This is a genomic window from Xanthomonas prunicola, assembly GCF_025266575.1.
GTDB classification, from domain to species: Bacteria; Pseudomonadota; Gammaproteobacteria; order Xanthomonadales; family Xanthomonadaceae; genus Xanthomonas; species Xanthomonas prunicola.
In genome coordinates, this window is the sequence record NZ_CP096142.1 from 3,298,228 (window position 1) to 3,316,501 (window position 18,274).

Here is an 18,274-nt window from a genome sequence, read left to right on the forward strand (position 1 = left end):
CCGCTCAGAAATCCGTATCGAGGGTTTGGCGCGTCACAGGTCTGCGGCGTCTCGCAGTGAAGGGCCGCTTAGTTGGGCTGCGCTCAATGCATCGAACAGAACGCGATCACAAATGGCCTCGGTTCCTAGGCGTGACTGACGGAAGATGTGAGCGTTACCAACGACTTCCCGTTTGAATACAAGGCTTGCACCGCCGGATACGCTATAGAAGTTGAGGTCTTCTCCGGTCTCGTAATCGTGTTCGATCTCGATCTGGACCCGCGATTCACTCTCATCAAGCGCATCAAGCCAACGCGTCACGCTGCAGAGGTAGTACTGAGGACCCTGCGTGCCGTCGGCAAGGGTGAAGTCGCAAGCCGCAAAGGCGAAGCCTTCCGTATCGACGGCGTCGAACACCTGCTTTAATGCTTCCGAAACGATCCAGATGCCCGCCAGCTTCTCGAAATCACGCGGCATCTCTTGCTGTCCCGGCACCTGCACTAGGTGTGGCCTCACCGGATACTGCTTTGGATCACCATTGGGTGGATCCATGGTGTTCATGCCAGGGGGCAGAAGCAGTTCTTCGTTGGCGATCTTCAACCCAGCGCTCTGACCATTGCCCCGGAAGCTTGGCCGGAGGACAAAGAATTCCCCAAGGTGGGAGTCGTTCGCGACGGTGACGGGGATTGCTGCCTCATCGTTCATGGTGATTTCCATCGTGGACGGGTGCGCCGCAGATCGCGGCTGATTCCTTTGGTCTGAGGGATTCTATGGCAATGGGCGGCATGCCTGTAAGGCAGGTGGCTGAGCATGCGCTAGGAAGACCTCCGCTCCTGAAACGCCGTTACCCATGTTACGGCTTGTTACCAGGCGGCCGGGACGAAGGTCGCGAGCGTAGATCTTTGATATCAAAGGAATTCGGCCTGCCGGTTACGGCGTTACCTCTGTTACCAGCTAAAGCTGCATGTCGGAGATACGGCTCAGGCGACAAGAAGGTGCCGGCCGTTGGAGATGGCCCACTTCACAAGGCAGCAGGGCATCTCACTACAGCTCAGCCCGTCTGGTTGGGTTTGAGCAAGCGTTACCGAAATGGTGATACTGATCCGCCATCCATAGCGTTGGTCAAACTCAGTAAGTAGAGAGAGTTTTTCTTATTGAACGCGCTTGGACGGCGGTTCTTAGGTCTGCCGCCAACCTGGCATCCATTTGCTGGCTGGGTCTAGCGTTCCGCACGCCTAGCGGGTGCAGGGATCCGCAGGGATATCGTCACCCCTGGAGTGCCACCCATAGCGTTGCTGCGGTTGCGTCTGCGTGCATTGCAGGTGGTGCAGCAAAAGCACCATCCGAAGCGTGCAGGCGTGGCGGGGCGACGATTGCGCGCGCTCAGGGAGGGCTCACGGGGCTTGGGTCAAGACGGCTTTTCATCTCGGTCATAGCCAACCTCTGCCTGCGCCTGTTCTGAGTGCCAGTTCTTCCATGTAGCCTGCTCTTCCTTCAAAATCTTCCCATCGACGATCCTCTTGCGGGTGCGTTCGATTCTGAATTCTTGCTGCGCGAATACATAACGATCAGCATGCTCAACGATGATGCGGATGATCTTCTCGGTCGTATCGACATCAAGCCGATGCCCTCGAGCAGGAGGCCGCACGCCTCCGCATCTATGAAGCAGGTGAGTAGGTGAAAGAGGAAGCAATACATCACCATTTGGTACCTTCCATCCTCCGCCAAAGTTGTAATCAAGTTCGTCTCGGTAATTGAGCCTGATTAGTGGATTATCCGAAGTTGGCCAGGTGTAGCCGTGTGCAGGCTTGCGGATGGTCCAGCCATTCATAGGGACCTTTGCTATGGTGTTTGTGAGCGTTTGGCGAATCGCCCAGTGCCACAAAGACCTCCCTATCAGCGTCTCTGCGCGCAGTACTCCGTATTCTTGGTCGTCTGACGGCTCAACCGAGACCCTTAGCGGAATGCGGCTATTTTCGCTTTTCTCTTCTGATCTATCTGAAATTTCGCCGTTTATAAGTTTTTCTGCTGCTGTCTTTACAACATTGTCCAACAGGTTCGGGAGTAGCTCATTTTGCCGCTTCACGGATTTGCGCAACCATGCAGGAGTTCTAACGTCCTGGGCAAGCGCAAAGCGTACGAGCTTGTGCCAGTCATCGGGACTAAGGCGACAGTCTCTGGTCGCCCGCGATATTGGGTCTTCTGCGGGCGCTTCAAACTCGCTGTCAAGCCATCGTTCTAGTTCATCGCTCTGTTGCCCGTTCACGACGCTTGTGTAGAGATGTTGGTGGAATGCGATCGACTTGGGGGAGTGTGATTTCCACGGACGGACGTTGTCGTGCGCGACGAGCAAGCTGTGCGTGCAAATTTGCTCATCGACGGCCCACTGCTTGAGATACAGCTGTGGGACGTAGTGGTTGTCTCTGTGCAGCTGAGGCATAGCAAGCCTTTCGAAGTTGTGGCGAGAGCATCTTCTGCACTGCTAGAGCCCTATGCAACTGAAGGTGACGATGCGCGACGCCCAGCCTGCAAAAGCCTGGCCAAGAAGGCGGTAGATTTGGCGGTAACTCTGCTTCTTCAAATTGCGAAGCCATTGTTTTATCGAAGTTATTCTGTGCTTATGTGGTTGATGGTGGGCCCCAATAGAAGGTAGGCACTTGGACGCGCGTCCAAGTGCTTTTTTTGCGGCCTCGGGAAACTATCGAGAACGGTCTTCTTCTTCACTGATCGTGTAGTTGGCGTCTTCTGGATAAGCGATTGCGGATGCGATGGTCCTTGTGCGGCTCTGTCGCCGTGCGCTTGCTTGCGCAGCCAAGTGAGGACATCAACTTCCGGGTCCTCTCGCATGCAGACATGCAGACATGCAGCCGGCCCAGCACCACGCTCTGCGCATCGCTGCCTGGCAAGACGTCGTCAAAGCCCGTGGCTTCGCAGGCGATGAGGACCTGCGGCAGATCAGGATGCGCGTGGGAATACAGCATGGCCAGCACTCGCAAGGCGCGCAGATCCATGATGCGGTCGCGCCACAGGAGGGCGCAGTGGTCATCGCCAAGCAGCACGTCAATGCCTTTCGCGAGACGCCGCTTGCGCAGCAGCTGCAGCAGCACAGTGTCGCGGGCATGGCGGTTGTCGGCGCGATGAGCCGCATGTGCGTGGATGCCTGCCTGCGTGCGCGCTGCCGCCGGCCTGGGCGATACGGTGACGGTGCTGCACGATGCCTGCGCCACGACGGACCTGGATTTCGACGGCAGCAAGGTGCCGGCGGCCCATGTGCAGACGACGATGATGACGGCGTTTCAGTTCGGCCATGCGGCGGTGCGATCTACACAGGCGTATCTGCAGCGTCAGTGAGACAGCGGCGCGCATGTGGCGATGGGTGCCAGTGGCGCAGGCCGATTGCCGCGCAGTGAGCAGTTGGGCCGGATGCGGTGCGCGGTGCATGCAGCGCGCTGCAGAGTACGAACCCGGGTGTCAGGCTGCGACGAAGGGTCGCAGGTGGCGTGGCGTTTTTTCATTACACTTTGCCGTGTGCGTTTACGTTCCTCGCCCTTGTTCAGCATGATGCAGCGCCTGGCTTGCCTGGCGCTGCTACTGTTGCTGGTCGCGCCGTTGGTAAGCCGCACGCTCGAGAACGCCGCTAGCGTTCTGGACGGGCCGCTTTGCCATAGCCAGCCCTGGCAAGCTGGCGAGGCCCTCGATGCCGTGGGTGGCAAGGCACACGCCGCGCAGCGCTCGGCAGACGTGCTGACCGCTACAGCCGAGCGATGGCTGGGCGACAAGCAGGATCTGCGTCATGCCGATGGTGGTCATGCGGTCGCCTGCGATTACTGCCTGCTCGCCGCCCGGCTGCTGCCTTGGCTGCTGCTGGCCTGCCTGCTGTGGGCGCTGAGTCGGTGCCGGCTTGCGGTCGCGCGTCTTGCCATTGCATCTCCCATCGCGGCACGCTGGTGGGCACACGCGCCACGCGGTCCGCCGTGATTGGCCTGAAACATCGTGTGTGGAGCCGCATCCGTCAGCGGGTGTGACGTGAGATGTTCTGGAGCGTGTAGATGACGTACTTTGCCTTGCCGCCCCGCGCGGCGGCGATGCCTTGCCTTGCCCTTGTCACGCTGGTGCCGACACTGGCGCTGATGACCCCCGCGCAGATGCGCTGGCTTGCTGCTGGCGAACCGCAACACCGGTGTCGATCCGTTTCGAGCAATGACGCATCGAACCTGGACAGCTGCGATCAGGCAGTTGGCTTACAACTGCAGGATCGGCGGTGAACGGCATGCGCAAGGCCGCTCCGCGCGGAAGGATGGGAATCAGGATGCAAACGCTGCGATCTGTGTGGAAGCGACGACTGTCGCAGGTGATGCTGGGGTGCCTGGTCTGCATCCTGGCGGGGTGTGGGCAATGGGGCAGCGGGTTCGGTCCCGATGGCGCAGACCTCAGCCCGATGGCGCGCGGAACGGATTTTTACCTCTACGACACCGAAGGCGCGCCGCGGCCGTTGCGCAGTTTCCGTGGCAAGGCCTTGGTGCTGTTCTTCGGTTTCACCCATTGCCCGGATGTGTGCCCGACAACACTGGCGCGTGCGGCGCAGGTCAAGCGCAAGCTGGGGGCGGATGCAGCCAAGGTGCAATTCGCGTTCGCGACGCTTGACCCGCAACGCGATACACCCAACGTGCTCAGGACCTACGTGAAGGCATTCGATCCGGACTTTATCGGCTTGACCGGTAGCGAAGGAGATATCCGGGTGGCGGCGGGGAATTTAAAAGTGAGCTATGCAAAGGTGCCGATGGGGCCGACGTACACCATCGATCACTCCACGCGCAGTTTTCTCTTCGACCGCGATGGACAGCTGCGCGTGGGCCTGGCACACGAGCAGACGGTGGATTCGGTTGTGCATGATATCCGGCAAGTGCTCTAACTGACGCAAGAGCGCGTTGCCGGCTTCCCTATGATCAACGTCGATGACCGCTATGCACGGCGCCATGGCGCCCGCACGGCTCGACCCAAGGAGAACGAAATGAAATTGCATCTGCTGCTGGTGAGTGCGTTGTCTGCCTTGTCGATGGTGGCTTGTGAGCGCACGCCTGCGCCCGAGGCCACGGCGCCGGCTGCTGCGGCATCTGCTGCGACCACGGCGCCGGCTGCTGCCCCTGTGGTGGTGGCGAGCGGGGCGTGGTCGCGCGCAACGCCGCCGGGCGCGCCGGTGGCGGGCGGCTACCTCACCTTGCGGAATCAGGCGGCAACGCCGGATCGCCTGGTGGCGGTGGAATCGCCGGCCAGTGCACAGGTCGAAATCCATGAGATGACGATGGATGCTGGCGTCATGAAAATGCGCCGTCTCGAGCAGGGGCTGGTCTTGCCGCCGGGTAAGGACGTGGTGCTTGGGACCGGCGGGACGCATTTGATGTTCATCGCACCGGCTGCGCCATTCGAACAAGGCAAGCCGGTGGTGGCCACGCTGGTGTTCGAGCATGCGCCGCGCGTCGAGGTGCATTTCGACGTTCGTCCGATGGGCGCATCGGCGCCCGATGCCGAATCGCATGACCAGCATATGCATTAGATCGCGTCAGTGGGACATCAATGCGCCAGCACCACCACGTGCGATGCCGCCATCAGTGGTTCACGACCCGGATCAGGTAATGCCAAGTTCTGGGTAGGCGTTTTGCAGAGCGCCACGGCGCCGTTCGTGGATGCGGGCGATGTCGTGGCGATGTTGCAAGGATTGATGCACTGACGGCTGCAAGCCTGAAACATCCGGCACAGCGCACATCGACCAATCTGCCCGCGCGCAGTGTGTGGCCGGAGCGCCGCCACCCAGCTGCACCGCCTGCGCGTGCTAGCGGCTGGCTTGTCGTCCAATATACGATTCGTATACGATGTGTATATTCGGCAACAAGCCAGGAGCCACGATGGGCATCGTCAATATCGACGACGACCTGCACGACCAACTGCGCCGTGCGTGCACGGTGAGTAGCCGCTCGATCAATGCGCAGGCCAATTTCTGGATCAAGGTCGGCATGCTGTGCGAGATGCATCCGGACATCTCGTTTCAGCAGATCGTGGCCGAACAATTGCGCGCGGCGGGCGTGCGGCCGCAGGCCTTGAAACCAAGCCGAGCGTAATCAAGTCGCCCGACGAGATCGCGCTGATGGCGGTGTCTGGTCAGCTGCTGGCGCAGGTATTCGATGCGCTGGATCGCTTGCCGCTGGAAGGCCGCAGCACGCTGGAGCTCAATGATCTTGTCGAGCGCATGATTGTCGATACGCTCGCCGCACGGCCCGCGAGCAAGGGGCAATACGGCTTCGAATTCGTGCTCAATGCCTCGATCGACGACGTGGTTTGCCACAGTGTGCCGTCGGCGGACGATGTGCTGCGCAGCGGACAGATCGTCAATCTGGATATCACGCTGGAAAAGAATGGCTTTATTGCCGATTCCAGCACGACGTATCTGGTGGGCGAGGTGGCCTACCCGACGCGTCGGCTGGTGCAGACCGCGTACCAGGCGATGTGGAAAGGCATTGCAGCGGTGCGCCCGGGCGCGCGGTTAGGCGATATCGGCCATGCCATTGCGCGGCATGCGCGTGCGCACGGCTACAGCGTGGTCAAGGACTATTGCGGGCACGGCATCGGCCGTGAAATGCATGAAGATCCGCAAATTCTGCATGACGGGCACGCAGGCACAGGGTTGCAACTGCAGGAAGGCATGGTGTTTACCATCGAGCCGATGATCAACCAGGGCCGTGCGGCGATCCGTTCGCAGCCGGATCAGTGGCCGGTGCACACGCGCGATGGCAAGTTGTCGGCCCAGTTCGAGCACACGGTGGCGGTGACGCGGACCGGCGTGCGCGTGCTGACCTTGCGGCCAAACGAAACACCGCTGTGCGCGGTGGATTGACGCACAGCAACGTATGGCGGCCGGCAGCTGTCAGTCCGCCGATGCGCGCCTGGACGCATCAGGCCAGCGCGGGATCAGCGAGGTGGTGTTGGTCTGCAGGAGCAAGCGCACCGCTATTTCGACACTGATGAAACGGCTGCGTTGGAGCAGATAGGACAGCCCGAGACATCCCGCGAACATGAGCGTCGCCCCCGGCCTGATGGCGGCTGCCGGAACCAAAAACCCAACGACCATCGCTACCACGGTCCAGTTGCAGAAACCGGTCATGATGATCTCGCGTTGCCGACGGTCGATCACGATGCGCCCGCGCATGATCATCGGAGAGACACCGCCGACGAACAGGAATGTTTCGCGGAATGCATAGACGTTCTCGGACTGGCGATGGAACCGCAGGTCCGGCCAGCACGATTGCTCGACCGCATTTTCCACCTGCGCCAGCGAAAAACAGGCCAGCGCGTCGCGGGTCACCGCAATGCGCCGCGTAAACACCGGCAGCCCCCAGCTGAAGGAGGGGCGGTTCCAGGTGATCAGCAAAATGCCTTCGATGACACTCAAGCCCAGCAGCAGGTAGAGCATCGTGCATCCCTGTTCGAGTGGCCCAACAATCGCATGCGCAGGGTCTGATGACTGTGCGCCGCGTGCCGGTAACGATTCTGGCGTGTATGCACGGCCCTGCAATCACGCATGCGGCGCGGCTATCTTCTATCACCGCGCCAGATTGCCTCAGGTCAGCGGCGCTCATGCACACTAGGCACCATAGAGATGCCGGCTCTGCCGGTGTGCTGATCCCGCAATCACTGGTCCCATGCAGCTACCTTCCCAAACCCTGCCGGCAGCGCACGCCCTGGCTGCGCAACTGCGCCGGCCACTGGACGGCTTGCGCAGGCAGCTGCGCGCCAACGATCTCTGGTTCATTGCCCTGGCTGCGCTGGTGGGGCTGATCGCGGCTGGGTTGATGGTGCTGCAGGCCGGCATCGCGCACAGCCTGCAGAGCTGGCTGTACGCGCTTGCACCAGAGCAGCGGCTCAGCACGGCCACCTCGATGACGGCCACGCAGTTGCTGGTGTTGCCGCTGGGTGGATTGCTGGTCGGTCTGGTGACGCTGATGGCGCGGCGGCGCAAGCGGCCGCTGGTGGATGCGGTGGAAGCCAATGCGTTGCATGGCGGGCGCATGTCGATGCGCGACAACCTGATCGTCGCGGTGCAGACCTTGTTGTCCAACGGCTTCGGCGCCTCGGTGGGGCTGGAGGCAACCTACACGCAGATGGGGTCGGGTGCCGGCTCGCAGCTGGGGCGCGTATTGCGGGTGCGGCGTGCGGACATGCGCACGCTGGTGGGCGCCGGCGCGGCCGGTGCGATTGCCGGCGCCTTCGGTGCGCCGCTGGCCGGTGCGTTCTATGCGTTCGAGATCGTCATCGGCGCCTACACGCCATCGGCACTGGCACCGGTGGCGGCTGCCGCATTGGCCGGCGCGTTCATGGCCAACGCCCTGGGTGCGGCGCCGTACTCGTTACCCGCTGCGGTGGCCTACCAATTGCAGCCGCGCGACTATGCGGTCTACATCGCGCTGGGTTTGCTGTGCGCGCTGATCGGCATTGCGGTGATGCGTCTGGTCGCCGGGATCGAACGCGGTGTGGGACGCATCAATCTGCCGCTGTGGGGGCGCCCGGTCATCGGTGGGCTATTGCTGATTCCGTTGGCGATGTATTCGCCGCAAGTGCTGTCGTCGGGGCATGGCGCGTTGCATTTGGATCTGACCAGCAGCAGTACCTTGCAGGTGCTCGCCATCCTGTTGGTGCTCAAGTGCATTGCGTCGGGAATTTCGCTGGGTTTCGGCTTCCGCGGTGGCCTGTTCTTCGCGTCGTTGTTCATGGGCTCGCTGGTGGGCAGCCTGTTCGCGGTGGGCCTGAACTTGTTGCTGGGCACTGCGGTGGTCGATACCACCAGTGCATCGCTGGTGGGCATGGCGGCACTGGCGGCGGCCATTGTCGGCGCGCCGATGACCATGGCCATGTTGATCCTGGAAGGCACGCACGATTTCGTGCTGGCCAGCGCGGTGATGGTGGCGGTGCTGGTGGCCAATACCGTGGTGCGGCAGGTGTTCGGTTATTCGTTCTCGACCTGGCGGCTGCATCTGCGCGGCGAAAACATCCGCAGTGCGCGCGATGTGGGCTGGGTGCGCAATCTGTCGGCTGGCAAGATGATGCGCAAGGATGCCAACCACACTGCGCACGACATCAGCGTGGGCGAATTCCGGCGACGGTTCCCGTTGGGCTCCACCCAGCGCGTGGTGCTGGAAGATGCAGCCGGGCACTATGCCGGCGTGGTGCCGTTGGCCGTGCTGTACGCCGACAATGTGCAACTGGACGCACCGGTCGGCGACTACGCAAAGCACCGCGATGCGGCGCTGCTGGCCAACACCGACATCGTGGCGATCATGAAGGTCTTCGATGCGACCCAGGCCGATGAGTTGGCGGTGATCGACAGCGACCGCAAGGTACTGGGCGTGCTGTCGGAGGGATTCGTACGCAAGCGCTACGCCGAAGAACTGGAAAAGCGCGAGCGCGAACTGATGGGCGAGCGTGTGGTCAGCGACGACTAACACGTTCGTTGCCAGCAACAGCTGCGTTCACGCGTGCGCATCGTTGCCCCCTTTTTTGATGTTCGATGCGATGTGCAAGCGTGCGCCCCCGGGTTGTTCGGTTCGGCCTGAGCGCGTTAGTATCGCCACTCGTCAAAAACGATCTCCTTCAACACATGACACCACCCTGACCCAAGGCATCACGCGCTCGCAGTTTCTGCGAAGGTCCAGGTGTTTGACGTGCATGTCTTGCGCCGTGTGTTTGCCGGCGCACGGAGGTAGTTCAATGTCCAGAAGTTTCCCGTTGCGCCAGCAATGGCTCGGCAACGTGCGTGGCGATGTGCTCGCCGGCATCGTCGTCGCGCTTGCGCTGATTCCTGAAGCCATCGCTTTTTCGATCATTGCCGGCGTCGATCCCAAGGTCGGGCTCTACGCGGCGTTCTGTATCGCAGTGGTGACCTCGATCGCTGGTGGCCGTCCAGGCATGATTTCTGCCGCCACCGGTGCAATGGCGTTGTTGATGGTGGACTTGGTCAAGGACCACGGGGTGCATTATCTGCTGGCGGCGACCGTCCTGGCGGGCATGCTGCAGCTGATTGCGGCGGCATTGCGTCTGGGCGCATTGATGCGCTTTGTCTCGCGCTCAGTGATCACCGGCTTCGTCAATGCATTGGCGATTCTGATCTTCCTGGCACAGCTGCCGGAGTTGGTCGGCATGCCATGGCCGGTCTATGCGGTGTGTGCAGCGGCATTGGCCATCATCTATCTGCTGCCGCGCTTCACCACGGCGATTCCTTCGCCGCTGGTCGCGATTGTGGTGCTGACGGCGGTGTGCGCGTACCTGCACCTCGATATCCGAAACGTGGGCGATATGGGCCATTTGCCCGACAGCCTGCCGGTGTTTTTGCTTCCGGACGTGCCATTGACGTGGGACAGCGTGCGCATCCTGCTGCCGGTGTCGACGACGCTGGCGGTCGTTGGTTTGCTGGAGTCGTTGATGACTGCGCAGATTGTCGAAGACCTGACCGATACCCCGTCGCAGCCTAACCGCGAATGCGCCGGTCAAGGCTTGGCGAACATGGTGTCAGGTTGCTTCGGTGGCATGGCTGGCTGCGCGATGATCGGGCAGTCGGTGATCAATGTGCGCTCGGGCGGACGCGGGCGCCTGTCATGCCTGGTGGCCGGCGTCGTCCTGCTGTTGATGGTGGTGTATGGCGCGGCCTGGGTACGTCAGATTCCGATGGCGGCATTGGTGGCGGTGATGATCATGGTCAGCATCGGCACCTTCAACTGGGGGTCGCTACGCGATCTTCGCACGCACCCCGGGAGTTCGTCGGTGGTGATGCTTGGCACTGTTGTGGTCACGGTCTGGACGCACGATCTGGCTCGTGGTGTGTTGGCCGGAGTCCTGCTGTCGGCACTGTTCTTCGCGCGCAAGGTCGGGCGCATGCTACAGGTGCAGGCCAGCGATGGCGACGACGGGTGCGCGTGTATGCGGTGCGCGGCCAGGTGTTCTTCGCATCGGCCGGGCAGTTCGTCGCCAGCTTCGATTTCCTCGGTACGCCGCCGAAGGTGCTGATCGATCTGACCCACGCGCACTTCTGGGACATCAGTGCGGTGGCAGCGCTGGATCGGGTGGTGCTCAAGCTGCGCGCGCACGGCGCCGAGGTCGAGGTGGCTGGCGTGAATCAGGCCAGCGACACGCTGATCGAAAGCCTAGGAACCCATCGGCGCGATGGCGCACGGCTGCAGCTCGGTCACTGAGCCCTGCTGCTCGAGCCCAGCCAGCTCGGCTGTCGGCGAGGCTGCCTGGCATACATGGTCATCCAGCAACGCAGACAGGCGGCGATGGCAGTCGCGGAAGGCCAGCGCGGAGGCCGGCATGTCGCAGGCGTCGAAGGCGCGGGCCTCGGCTTTCCAGGAGGCGAGCAGGTCTTCCAGAGCGCAGATCAAGCTCGGCATGGTGTTTCCTTGTTAGGCGTTCTGCTGTTTACGGGGCAAGGCAAGGTGCGGATGCAGGCCGACGAGGGTGGATCCGGTCTCAAGTGCGAATGGTTCAGATCCTGCGACGGCCGCTGCATCTGCCGCGTGCGGCACACGTTCGCCTCACATGGCCGGGAGGAGGGTGGTGAGGCGGTCTTCTGCCGCGGGAGCTGACCATGCGCAACAACCAAAACGGCAATCGGGGTATTGACGATCCGACTCCACCCAACGGCGTCAAGGCGCCTGGCAAGAATGAGGATCTCGCTGAGGACGAACCTGCGCAGGAGAGCGAAATCGATGACGACGACCGCATCGAGGATGAGCTGGATGAAGACGACGATGACGAAAAGGATGCCTGAGCGTTGTTCTGCTTCGGCCCCGTGATGTGTGCGAGCCTTGATGAAGCAGGCCAGACATGTCGCGCTATTTGGCGACATGGTCGTGGTTGGATTGGACGCAGGCTTGCACTGTCCACTGCAAGCGCCGAGCGGCACAACGGGCGCGGCTGGCTAATGAATGCGATGGCTGTGCCCGCCAGGCATCACCGCTGTCAGCATGCGGCATCAACGAAGATCACTTGCCCACAGTGCCTGGCGTTTTAAACTCCAGGCCCCCGATCGCGTTGAATGCCATGGACACCTTGCCGCCATTACCTGTCATTGCACTGGGCCATTACCGTCACTTCAAAGGCGGCCGCTATGAAGTCCTTGGCGTGGTGCGCAGCAGCGAAACGCTGGAGCCGCTGGTGCTCTATCGGCCGCTGGATAGCGACATGGGTTTGTGGGTGCGCCCGTATGCGATGTTCGTCGAGCACGTGGACGCGGATGGTGTTTCCCGCCCTCGCTTCGAACGTGCGCAGTGAGCACCGTGCGCATCAGTGCGATGCGACAACATCGCGCAGCACCTTGAGTGTGCGATGACGGTTTCGACTACACCCATCACGACGCCAGACGGCCGCTATCTGATCGTGCGTAGGCGGCTGTGGCGCACCAGCAACCCGCAGATGAGCGAAGAGGCACGCGCCACGTTAGTGAGCGCTCTCATGGATGCACGGCGCGCGGTCAAGGCCGCCAGGCACGATGACGCTATGCAGCGCCTGGTGGACGCGCGCCGCGCGGTCGACGCAGCCAAGGTCGCATTGGGCGAGCGCGGACCGGTGTGGTGGAGCGATGGCGCCGAGGACTTCAATCGGCATCTGGTCAAGAACACGCCGTACGCCGAGTGGTTTGCCGTGCTGGAGCCAACCGCTTCGCAGGCAAGTGTCGAATAAACGAAGGCCCGGAGAGCCCGGGCCGTACGTGTATGCGTCCTCGTGTATGGCACCCGATCAACTCAGGTCGCAATTGCTCGGCTGCGGCCAGGTGGTGGACGGTAGCATCGCCTTCACGGCGGCCGGTGCGCTGATGCCGATGGCGCTGGCGCCATAGAGGTCTTCGAGTTCGTCGATGCTGACGATGTAGCTGTCCAGCGAACTCAGGTTGGCGCTGTTGGGAATCAGCCAGCTGATGGCGCGCGTGCCGCCGCCCGGGTTGGCGGTGATGATGGTCTTCCAGAAGAAATCCGGCGTGCGAATGCCGTGGCTGGAGAGAAAGTAATCATTGCTGGTGTCGCTGTAGATCACGCCGCCGTAGACCTGCACGCTGGCGATATCGCGGTAGCATTCGGCCACGTTTTCCGCGCGCACCCAGATGCCCTGATTGAAGCTGGATACCTGCGGCACGATGTTGCTCATGAGGTTGGCGCGGCGGATATAGGTCGCGTTGTAGTCCATGTGGTTGGACGTCACCAGATGGCCGCGGTCGTAGCCGGAACGCACGCTGGCATACGACGCCGTGGAGGTCTGCCCGGCGCAGCCGCTGGGCAATTCGGTATCCAGGTTGAAGCTGGACGGGCGCGCAGCCGAGCCCGTATCGGCCTGCAGTACGTATTCGTAACGCAGTGCGGTGCGGTTGGTGCAGTCGTACGTCAGCGTATACCCGCCCTTGTTGAGGGTGACGACCTGCGCCTGTGCTGCGGCGCTGAAAGCGGTGAGAAGCAGAACGACGAAGACGGTCCTGAAGCGCATGGGAGTGAATCTCCTTGAAATCATTTGGACGCACGAGACCACCGCCGGCTGTGCACGGGCACAGCGACGTTGCAGCGAACGCGCGCTAAGGGGAGAACAGAGGGCTCGCTAGGTGACGAGCGCTACAGCTATCGCATACAAATGTTGCTTGTTGGTGACGCAGACCGGAGGAGCCTGCAGCCGCCCAGCGTTTTGTTTTGGCGTGTGGCAGCGCGCTCAGCGTCCGGCCTGGAGGCGATGCCCTTGATGATGCTGATGCTCTTGGCGATCTTTCGATGGTTTCGAGACCAGGCACGCTGCTGTGTGCACTTCGCGCGGCGTGGATACAGCGAACGCCACGCGCTGGCAAGCCAGGCGTGGCCGATCAACTGCGAGGCATAAGCCTGTACGCACTGGTTCCTTCATTAAGGCGCAGATCTGCTGCAGGGCGGGGCGGAGCGCGATTGATGCCGCGCGTGCAATTGAAGGCGTTATGCAGCCGTCGCCGGCAGCTTGACCACCACCTTGATCTCGAACTGGAAACCGGCCAGCCAGGTCACGCCGACCGCGGTGACGGTGGGGTAAGGGGCCGGGCCCCAGTAGCTGACCCACTTGCCCCACATTGCCTCGAACACCACGTCGGGGTTGACCATCAACAAGGTGACGTCGACGACATCCTGCGAGGTGCACCCGGCTGCAGCGAGAACAGCATCCAGATTGACGAAGGCGCGGGCGATCTCTGCATCCAGCTCGGGCTCGGGCGAGCCGTCTTCGCGGCTGCCGACCTGGCCGGCAACGAACAGCAGGCCATCGGCGCGTACCGCTGGCGAGTAATGGTGGCGCTCGTACAGGGCGTGGCGCCCTTGCGGGAAAACAACGTCGCGTGTGGCCATGGGACTCTCCATCGAAGTGCATCAGAACGCAGGTCCACGTTAGGCGCGTGCGCGGCGGCGATAAATCGGCAGCATCGACCAACACTGTTTGTAGAATCCAAACAATCTGGGGAATGGGAGTAGTGGTGGATCGATTTGATGCAATGCAGGCGTTTGCACGCGTGGTCGAGACCGGCAGCTTCACCAAGGCTGCCGAACACCTGCACATGAGCCGCGCCAGCGTGACCCAGTTGGTGCAGCAACTGGAGGCACGCCTACGGGTGACATTGCTCAACCGCACTACGCGCCGGGTACAGGTCACTGCCGATGGCGCGGCGTATTACGAGCGCGTGCTGCGTTTGCTTGCGGACATGGATGATGCCGAAACCAGTCTGTCTGCTGCAGCGACGTTGCCACGCGGGCGCTTGCGCGTGGATGTGCCCAGCCCGTTGGCGCGGCTGATCCTGATGCCGGCAATGCCGGCTTTTCATGCACGATATCCGGATATCCAGCTGGACATGGGCGTGAGCGACCGACGCGTGGATCTGATCGGCGAAAACGTGGATTGCGTGATACGCGGCGGCACCATCACCGATCAATCGCTGATCGCGCGCCATGTGGGCGACTTGCAGGCAGGCGTGTATGCAGCACCCGCTTACCTGCAGCGGCTAGGTATCCCGACGCACCCGGCGGAGCTGGAAAATACCCAGCATCGCTGCGTCGGCTTTATGCGCTGGGGCAGCGGCAAGACCGTGCCGTATGTGATGCAACGCGGCGACGAAGCGGTACGCGTACACGGGCACCATGTGGTGGCCGCCGACGATGGCAATGCGTATCTCGCCGCCGGTCTGGCCGGCATGGGGGTGCTGTGGCTGCCGGTGTATATGGCCAACGCGCATGTTGCCAGTGGTGAGCTTGTGCCGATCTTTCAGGACTGGTGGCTGGAAGCCATGCCGTTGTCGATTGCCTTTCCGTCCAACCGCCACGTCAGCGCCAAGCTGCGTGTGTTTATCGATTGGGTCATCGCGCTGATGGCCGAGCATGCGCCCTTGATACCGCGCGCGCCACGCTAGCGCCGCGCATGTGCGTGGCGCTATTGCACCGTTTCGCGCCGCACCGGATACCGCCAACCAGTGATTGCCGCGTAGGGCGAGCGTGCATAGATCCACTGCAGGCGCGCATCGCCATCGGCGCGGAATGCAGCATCGTTGGCGAGTTTTTGCTCAAATGCGCTACGTAATGCGGCATCGCTGCGCAACACGCGTTCGCTGAACTGGACCAGCTCGGTGGCATACAGCCCGCTGTCGGGGCTAACGGCATGGCGGAAACGTCCGCTGGCCAGTAGCGAATCGCTGCTGCGCGGTTCCAACAAGGCCGCGGCCAACATGCGCATCGGTTGATCGGCAGGCACGCGGATGCTGCCGGCAGGAAAGACTTCCTCCGCATCGTGGGTCTGCGGGATCTGGTTGCTGTCTGCCTTGATGATGCGAATCTGCTGGACCGTACGCTGGGTCGGCTGCTGCAGGCGTTCGTAGTGGATGCCATGCGCATCGAGCAAGGCGAGCACGTCGTCGTTGCCGGGCGGAATCCACCACGCCACCGGGTACTGCACCGCCTGCGTTTGCCGGTAGCCGATCACCGGCATCGTCCAGGTTTCATCGCGGCCTTCCCAGCGCAATTCCGGCCGGCCGGAGACTGGCGACCGGGCGCGGGTATAACTCACGCCTTTGAACCGGATATGGTCGATCGGCTGCGGTAGGCGTTCCCACGCCACCATCAATTCCTGCGGACGTGCGGCGCGATCTACACGCTTGGCTGCAGCGATTTTCCTTGCATCGCGACCAACCAAGCGCAGCGCTTCCTCGAGCAGGACGTAATCGCCGAGCACGCGCTGCCGGTACGACTTCAAGCGATGATTTTCCACCAGCACGGTGGGAATGCCGGCAAAGTCGCCGTAGCCAGTGGAATAACGTGGGCCTTCCGGCGAATAGCGCAAGCCCGAGCGCGGCCCATTTTCGTCGATCAGGCTGGGGTAGATCGCAGGCTCATGGCCCTGGCGGCGCAGTGCGGCGTTGATGGCCGGGGTGAAGCGCTGCTAGTGGCGCGGGAGCGCGCGTAGGTGCCCCAGCCGGCGAAGGTAAAGGTGATGTCGTACTGGTGATCGAGCCCGCCGCTGACATGCAGGTCGACATAGAGCGCCGGGTCGAGCGTGTGCAGCAGCTTGACGATCGCGCGCGTTTCCGGCGTTTCCGGCGTTTCCAGGTTGAGGTAGTCGCGATTGAGGTTGATGCCGCGCGTGGTGGTGTTCCAGCCCATGTGTTGCGGGCCACCCAATGCGGCGCCGATCAGCGGGTCGCGTTGTTCGTGGCCGTCGCTGTTGAGGATGGGCACGAACACGAAATCTACCTCGTCCAGCAGATCGTCTTTGCCGCGTTGTGCAATACCGCGCAGCAACATCAGGCCGGCATCTTTGCCATCGATCTCGCCGCCGTGGATGCCGGCCTGCGCCAGCACGACGGGTTTGCCGGGCGTGCCCTTGTGCGCGCGCACCAACAATAGGTCGCGTCCTTCACTGGTCTTGCCGAACACCTCCAGCGTCAGCAGCGGCGAAGCGTCAACCAGACGTTGCAGCCACGCACGCGTTTCGTCGTAGCTGGGCGTGCTGACGAAATCGCTGCGCTCCACCGGTGTGATCCACGGATCGTCTGGCGACACGATCAAGGCCTCGCTCGCACCCTGCCACGCGCGTACCGGTGGCAAAGGCGCGCGGGTATCGATGGGCTGGGCGTTGAGGTGTGTGGCGGCCAATACCGTTACGGCAAGCAGGATGGCGGCGCGTCGAGTAGCGCGCGATGTGTTGCATGCATTGGTGCTGGCGAGGGCGTGCGGGTCGAATGCGTGGAGAGCGTCGTGCGGGAGTAGGCTGCGCATATTGGAAGGCATGTGGGGCGTGAGTGTCTCGCGTGGGGATCGCAGTTGGTTGCTGGTGTCGGCGTGCCGCATTGATGCGCATGACGCCCGGCTGGGCGTGTCTGTTGCTAGGCGCTGGCTGCTCGCCTGCAGGAGGCACAAGCAGCGCCATCCCAGTGGCGTCCGGGCCGGCGGCAACGGGCACTTTGCCAAGTCTGGCCTTTGCGCAATGTGATAACGTATCATTTGCATCTCATTTCTCAGTCGTGCCTGCCAGTTCTCCGATGACCCCCGCGATTTCAATCTCCGACTTGCACGTCGCCTACCGTGACCGCGCTGTGCTGCAGGGGTTAAACCTCGACGTCGCGCCCGGCACCGTCTATGCCTTGCTGGGCGGCAATGGCGCTGGCAAGTCGTCCACGCTGTCCACGTTGTTGGGCTTCGTCAAACCCACTTCCGGCAGCTTGCGGGTGGACGGCGTGGACCCAGTCGCCGACCCCGGCACGGCGCGTGCACGGCTGGCTTATTTACCGGAAAACGTGGCGCTCTACGAGCATCTGAGCGCGCTGGAAAATGCCGACTATCTGCTCGCCTTGGCCGGCCAGCGCCGCAGCCAGGCGGCCATCGGCGAGGCATTCGCGGCCGCTGGTCTGCAGCGCGATGCCTGGGCGCAGCGGCTGGCACGGTTCTCCAAAGGCATGCGGCAAAAAGTGGCGATTGCCGTGGCCACGCTGCGCGAGGTGCCGGTGCTGCTGCTGGATGAGCCCACCTCCGGGCTGGACCCGCGTGCCATCGCCGACTTCAATCGCCTGCTGAGCAGCGTGCGTGAACGCGGCGGTGCGGTGTTGATGGTCACGCACGATCTGCTCGGCGCGGTGGATGTGGCCGACCGTATCGGCTTTCTCGAAAACGGCCGGATTGTCGACGACATCGGTGCTGGCGATAGCGGCTTCGATGTGCGCACCCTGCATGCGCGTTTCGCACGCCCGCAGGATCATGCTGCATGAGGCTGTCCG

The 18,274-nt window shown here is 62.4% G+C and carries 20 protein-coding genes and 2 pseudogenes; 14 read left to right on the forward strand and 8 right to left on the reverse strand.

Translation table 11 applies throughout. From position 1 onward, the window contains the following. Positions 1-33: 33 nt before the first annotated feature. The 3 genes from M0D43_RS14060 to M0D43_RS14070 form a co-directional block, all read right to left on the reverse strand. Complete coding sequence (locus M0D43_RS14060) at positions 34-696, reverse strand: imm11 family protein (RefSeq protein WP_260807273.1); 663 nt, start codon at positions 694-696, stop codon at positions 34-36. 691 nt (positions 697-1,387) lie between these two features. Beyond that, the gene (locus M0D43_RS14065; RefSeq protein ID WP_260807274.1) at positions 1,388-2,419 is read right to left on the reverse strand and encodes a DUF4238 domain-containing protein; all 1,032 of its coding nucleotides are present in this window, start codon (positions 2,417-2,419) and stop codon (positions 1,388-1,390) included. 280 nt (positions 2,420-2,699) lie between these two features. Further along, positions 2,700-3,086: a hypothetical protein gene (locus tag M0D43_RS14070; RefSeq protein ID WP_260808316.1), complete on the reverse strand. Its 387-nt coding sequence runs from the start codon at positions 3,084-3,086 to the stop codon at positions 2,700-2,702. Here M0D43_RS14070 and M0D43_RS14075 point away from each other — a divergent pair. The 7 genes from M0D43_RS14075 (at position 3,018) to map (ending at position 6,868) form a co-directional block, all read left to right on the forward strand. After that, positions 3,018-3,389, forward strand: coding sequence for a cysteine hydrolase family protein (locus M0D43_RS14075; RefSeq protein WP_260807275.1), 372 nt, complete (start codon positions 3,018-3,020; stop codon positions 3,387-3,389). The two genes, M0D43_RS14070 and M0D43_RS14075, sit on opposite strands and share 69 nt — an antisense overlap. 118 nt (positions 3,390-3,507) lie before the next feature. Continuing rightward, entirely contained in the window at positions 3,508-3,957 is a 450-nt protein-coding gene (locus M0D43_RS14080) for a DUF2946 family protein (RefSeq protein WP_252161890.1), read from the forward strand. 71 nt (positions 3,958-4,028) lie between these two features. After that, complete coding sequence (locus M0D43_RS14085) at positions 4,029-4,244, forward strand: hypothetical protein (protein ID WP_260807277.1); 216 nt, start codon at positions 4,029-4,031, stop codon at positions 4,242-4,244. 44 nt (positions 4,245-4,288) lie between these two features. After that, on the forward strand, positions 4,289-4,891 hold the full coding sequence (locus tag M0D43_RS14090; protein WP_260807278.1) for an SCO family protein: 603 nt from the start codon (positions 4,289-4,291) through the stop codon (positions 4,889-4,891). A 99-nt stretch (positions 4,892-4,990) separates the two neighbouring features. Further along, positions 4,991-5,533: a copper chaperone PCu(A)C gene (locus M0D43_RS14095; protein WP_252161893.1), complete on the forward strand. Its 543-nt coding sequence runs from the start codon at positions 4,991-4,993 to the stop codon at positions 5,531-5,533. 349 nt (positions 5,534-5,882) lie between these two features. Next, the gene (locus M0D43_RS14100; protein ID WP_252161894.1) at positions 5,883-6,095 is read left to right on the forward strand and encodes a ParD-like family protein; all 213 of its coding nucleotides are present in this window, start codon (positions 5,883-5,885) and stop codon (positions 6,093-6,095) included. Continuing rightward, positions 6,044-6,868: a type I methionyl aminopeptidase gene (gene map / locus M0D43_RS14105; protein WP_260808273.1), complete on the forward strand. Its 825-nt coding sequence runs from the start codon at positions 6,044-6,046 to the stop codon at positions 6,866-6,868. The genes M0D43_RS14100 and map overlap by 52 nt, the downstream gene beginning before the upstream one ends. 30 nt (positions 6,869-6,898) lie before the next feature. Here the strand turns inward: map and M0D43_RS14110 are convergent, their stop codons facing one another. Further along, entirely contained in the window at positions 6,899-7,444 is a 546-nt protein-coding gene (locus M0D43_RS14110; RefSeq protein ID WP_252161896.1) for a hypothetical protein, read from the reverse strand. Positions 7,445-7,712: 268 nt separating this feature from the next. Between M0D43_RS14110 and M0D43_RS14115 the strand changes: the two genes are divergently transcribed. Next, positions 7,713-9,470: a chloride channel protein gene (locus M0D43_RS14115; RefSeq protein ID WP_252165067.1), complete on the forward strand. Its 1,758-nt coding sequence runs from the start codon at positions 7,713-7,715 to the stop codon at positions 9,468-9,470. A 265-nt stretch (positions 9,471-9,735) separates the two neighbouring features. Beyond that, positions 9,736-11,213: pseudogene (locus M0D43_RS14120) on the forward strand (SulP family inorganic anion transporter). On the opposite strand, the gene M0D43_RS14125 reads toward M0D43_RS14120, so the two are convergent. Beyond that, entirely contained in the window at positions 11,166-11,411 is a 246-nt protein-coding gene (locus M0D43_RS14125) for a hypothetical protein (protein ID WP_252161897.1), read from the reverse strand. The pseudogene M0D43_RS14120 and the gene M0D43_RS14125 overlap by 48 nt on opposite strands. Positions 11,412-11,608: 197 nt before the next feature. On the opposite strand from M0D43_RS14125, the gene M0D43_RS14130 reads away from it, so the two are divergent. The 3 genes from M0D43_RS14130 (at position 11,609) to M0D43_RS14140 (ending at position 12,702) form a co-directional block, all read left to right on the forward strand. Further along, positions 11,609-11,791: a hypothetical protein gene (locus M0D43_RS14130; protein WP_252161898.1), complete on the forward strand. Its 183-nt coding sequence runs from the start codon at positions 11,609-11,611 to the stop codon at positions 11,789-11,791. A gap of 272 nt (positions 11,792-12,063) precedes the next feature. After that, positions 12,064-12,294: a DUF1653 domain-containing protein gene (locus tag M0D43_RS14135; RefSeq protein ID WP_252165068.1), complete on the forward strand. Its 231-nt coding sequence runs from the start codon at positions 12,064-12,066 to the stop codon at positions 12,292-12,294. Between the two features lie 54 nt (positions 12,295-12,348). Then, positions 12,349-12,702, forward strand: coding sequence for a hypothetical protein (locus M0D43_RS14140; protein WP_252161899.1), 354 nt, complete (start codon positions 12,349-12,351; stop codon positions 12,700-12,702). Positions 12,703-12,759: 57 nt separating this feature from the next. Here M0D43_RS14140 and M0D43_RS14145 read toward each other — a convergent pair whose 3' ends face one another. Beyond that, entirely contained in the window at positions 12,760-13,497 is a 738-nt protein-coding gene (locus M0D43_RS14145; protein ID WP_252161900.1) for a DNA/RNA non-specific endonuclease, read from the reverse strand. Between the two features lie 470 nt (positions 13,498-13,967). After that, complete coding sequence (locus M0D43_RS14150; RefSeq protein WP_252161901.1) at positions 13,968-14,369, reverse strand: Rid family hydrolase; 402 nt, start codon at positions 14,367-14,369, stop codon at positions 13,968-13,970. 113 nt (positions 14,370-14,482) lie between these two features. On the opposite strand from M0D43_RS14150, the gene M0D43_RS14155 reads away from it, so the two are divergent. After that, the gene (locus tag M0D43_RS14155; protein ID WP_252161902.1) at positions 14,483-15,421 is read left to right on the forward strand and encodes a LysR family transcriptional regulator; all 939 of its coding nucleotides are present in this window, start codon (positions 14,483-14,485) and stop codon (positions 15,419-15,421) included. Between the two features lie 20 nt (positions 15,422-15,441). Here the strand turns inward: M0D43_RS14155 and M0D43_RS14160 are convergent. Beyond that, positions 15,442-17,291: pseudogene (locus tag M0D43_RS14160) on the reverse strand (M14 family metallopeptidase). A 251-nt stretch (positions 17,292-17,542) separates the two neighbouring features. Between M0D43_RS14160 and M0D43_RS14165 the strand changes: the two are divergent. Further along, positions 17,543-18,265: an ABC transporter ATP-binding protein gene (locus tag M0D43_RS14165; RefSeq protein WP_252161903.1), complete on the forward strand. Its 723-nt coding sequence runs from the start codon at positions 17,543-17,545 to the stop codon at positions 18,263-18,265. Positions 18,266-18,274: the final 9 nt, after the last annotated feature.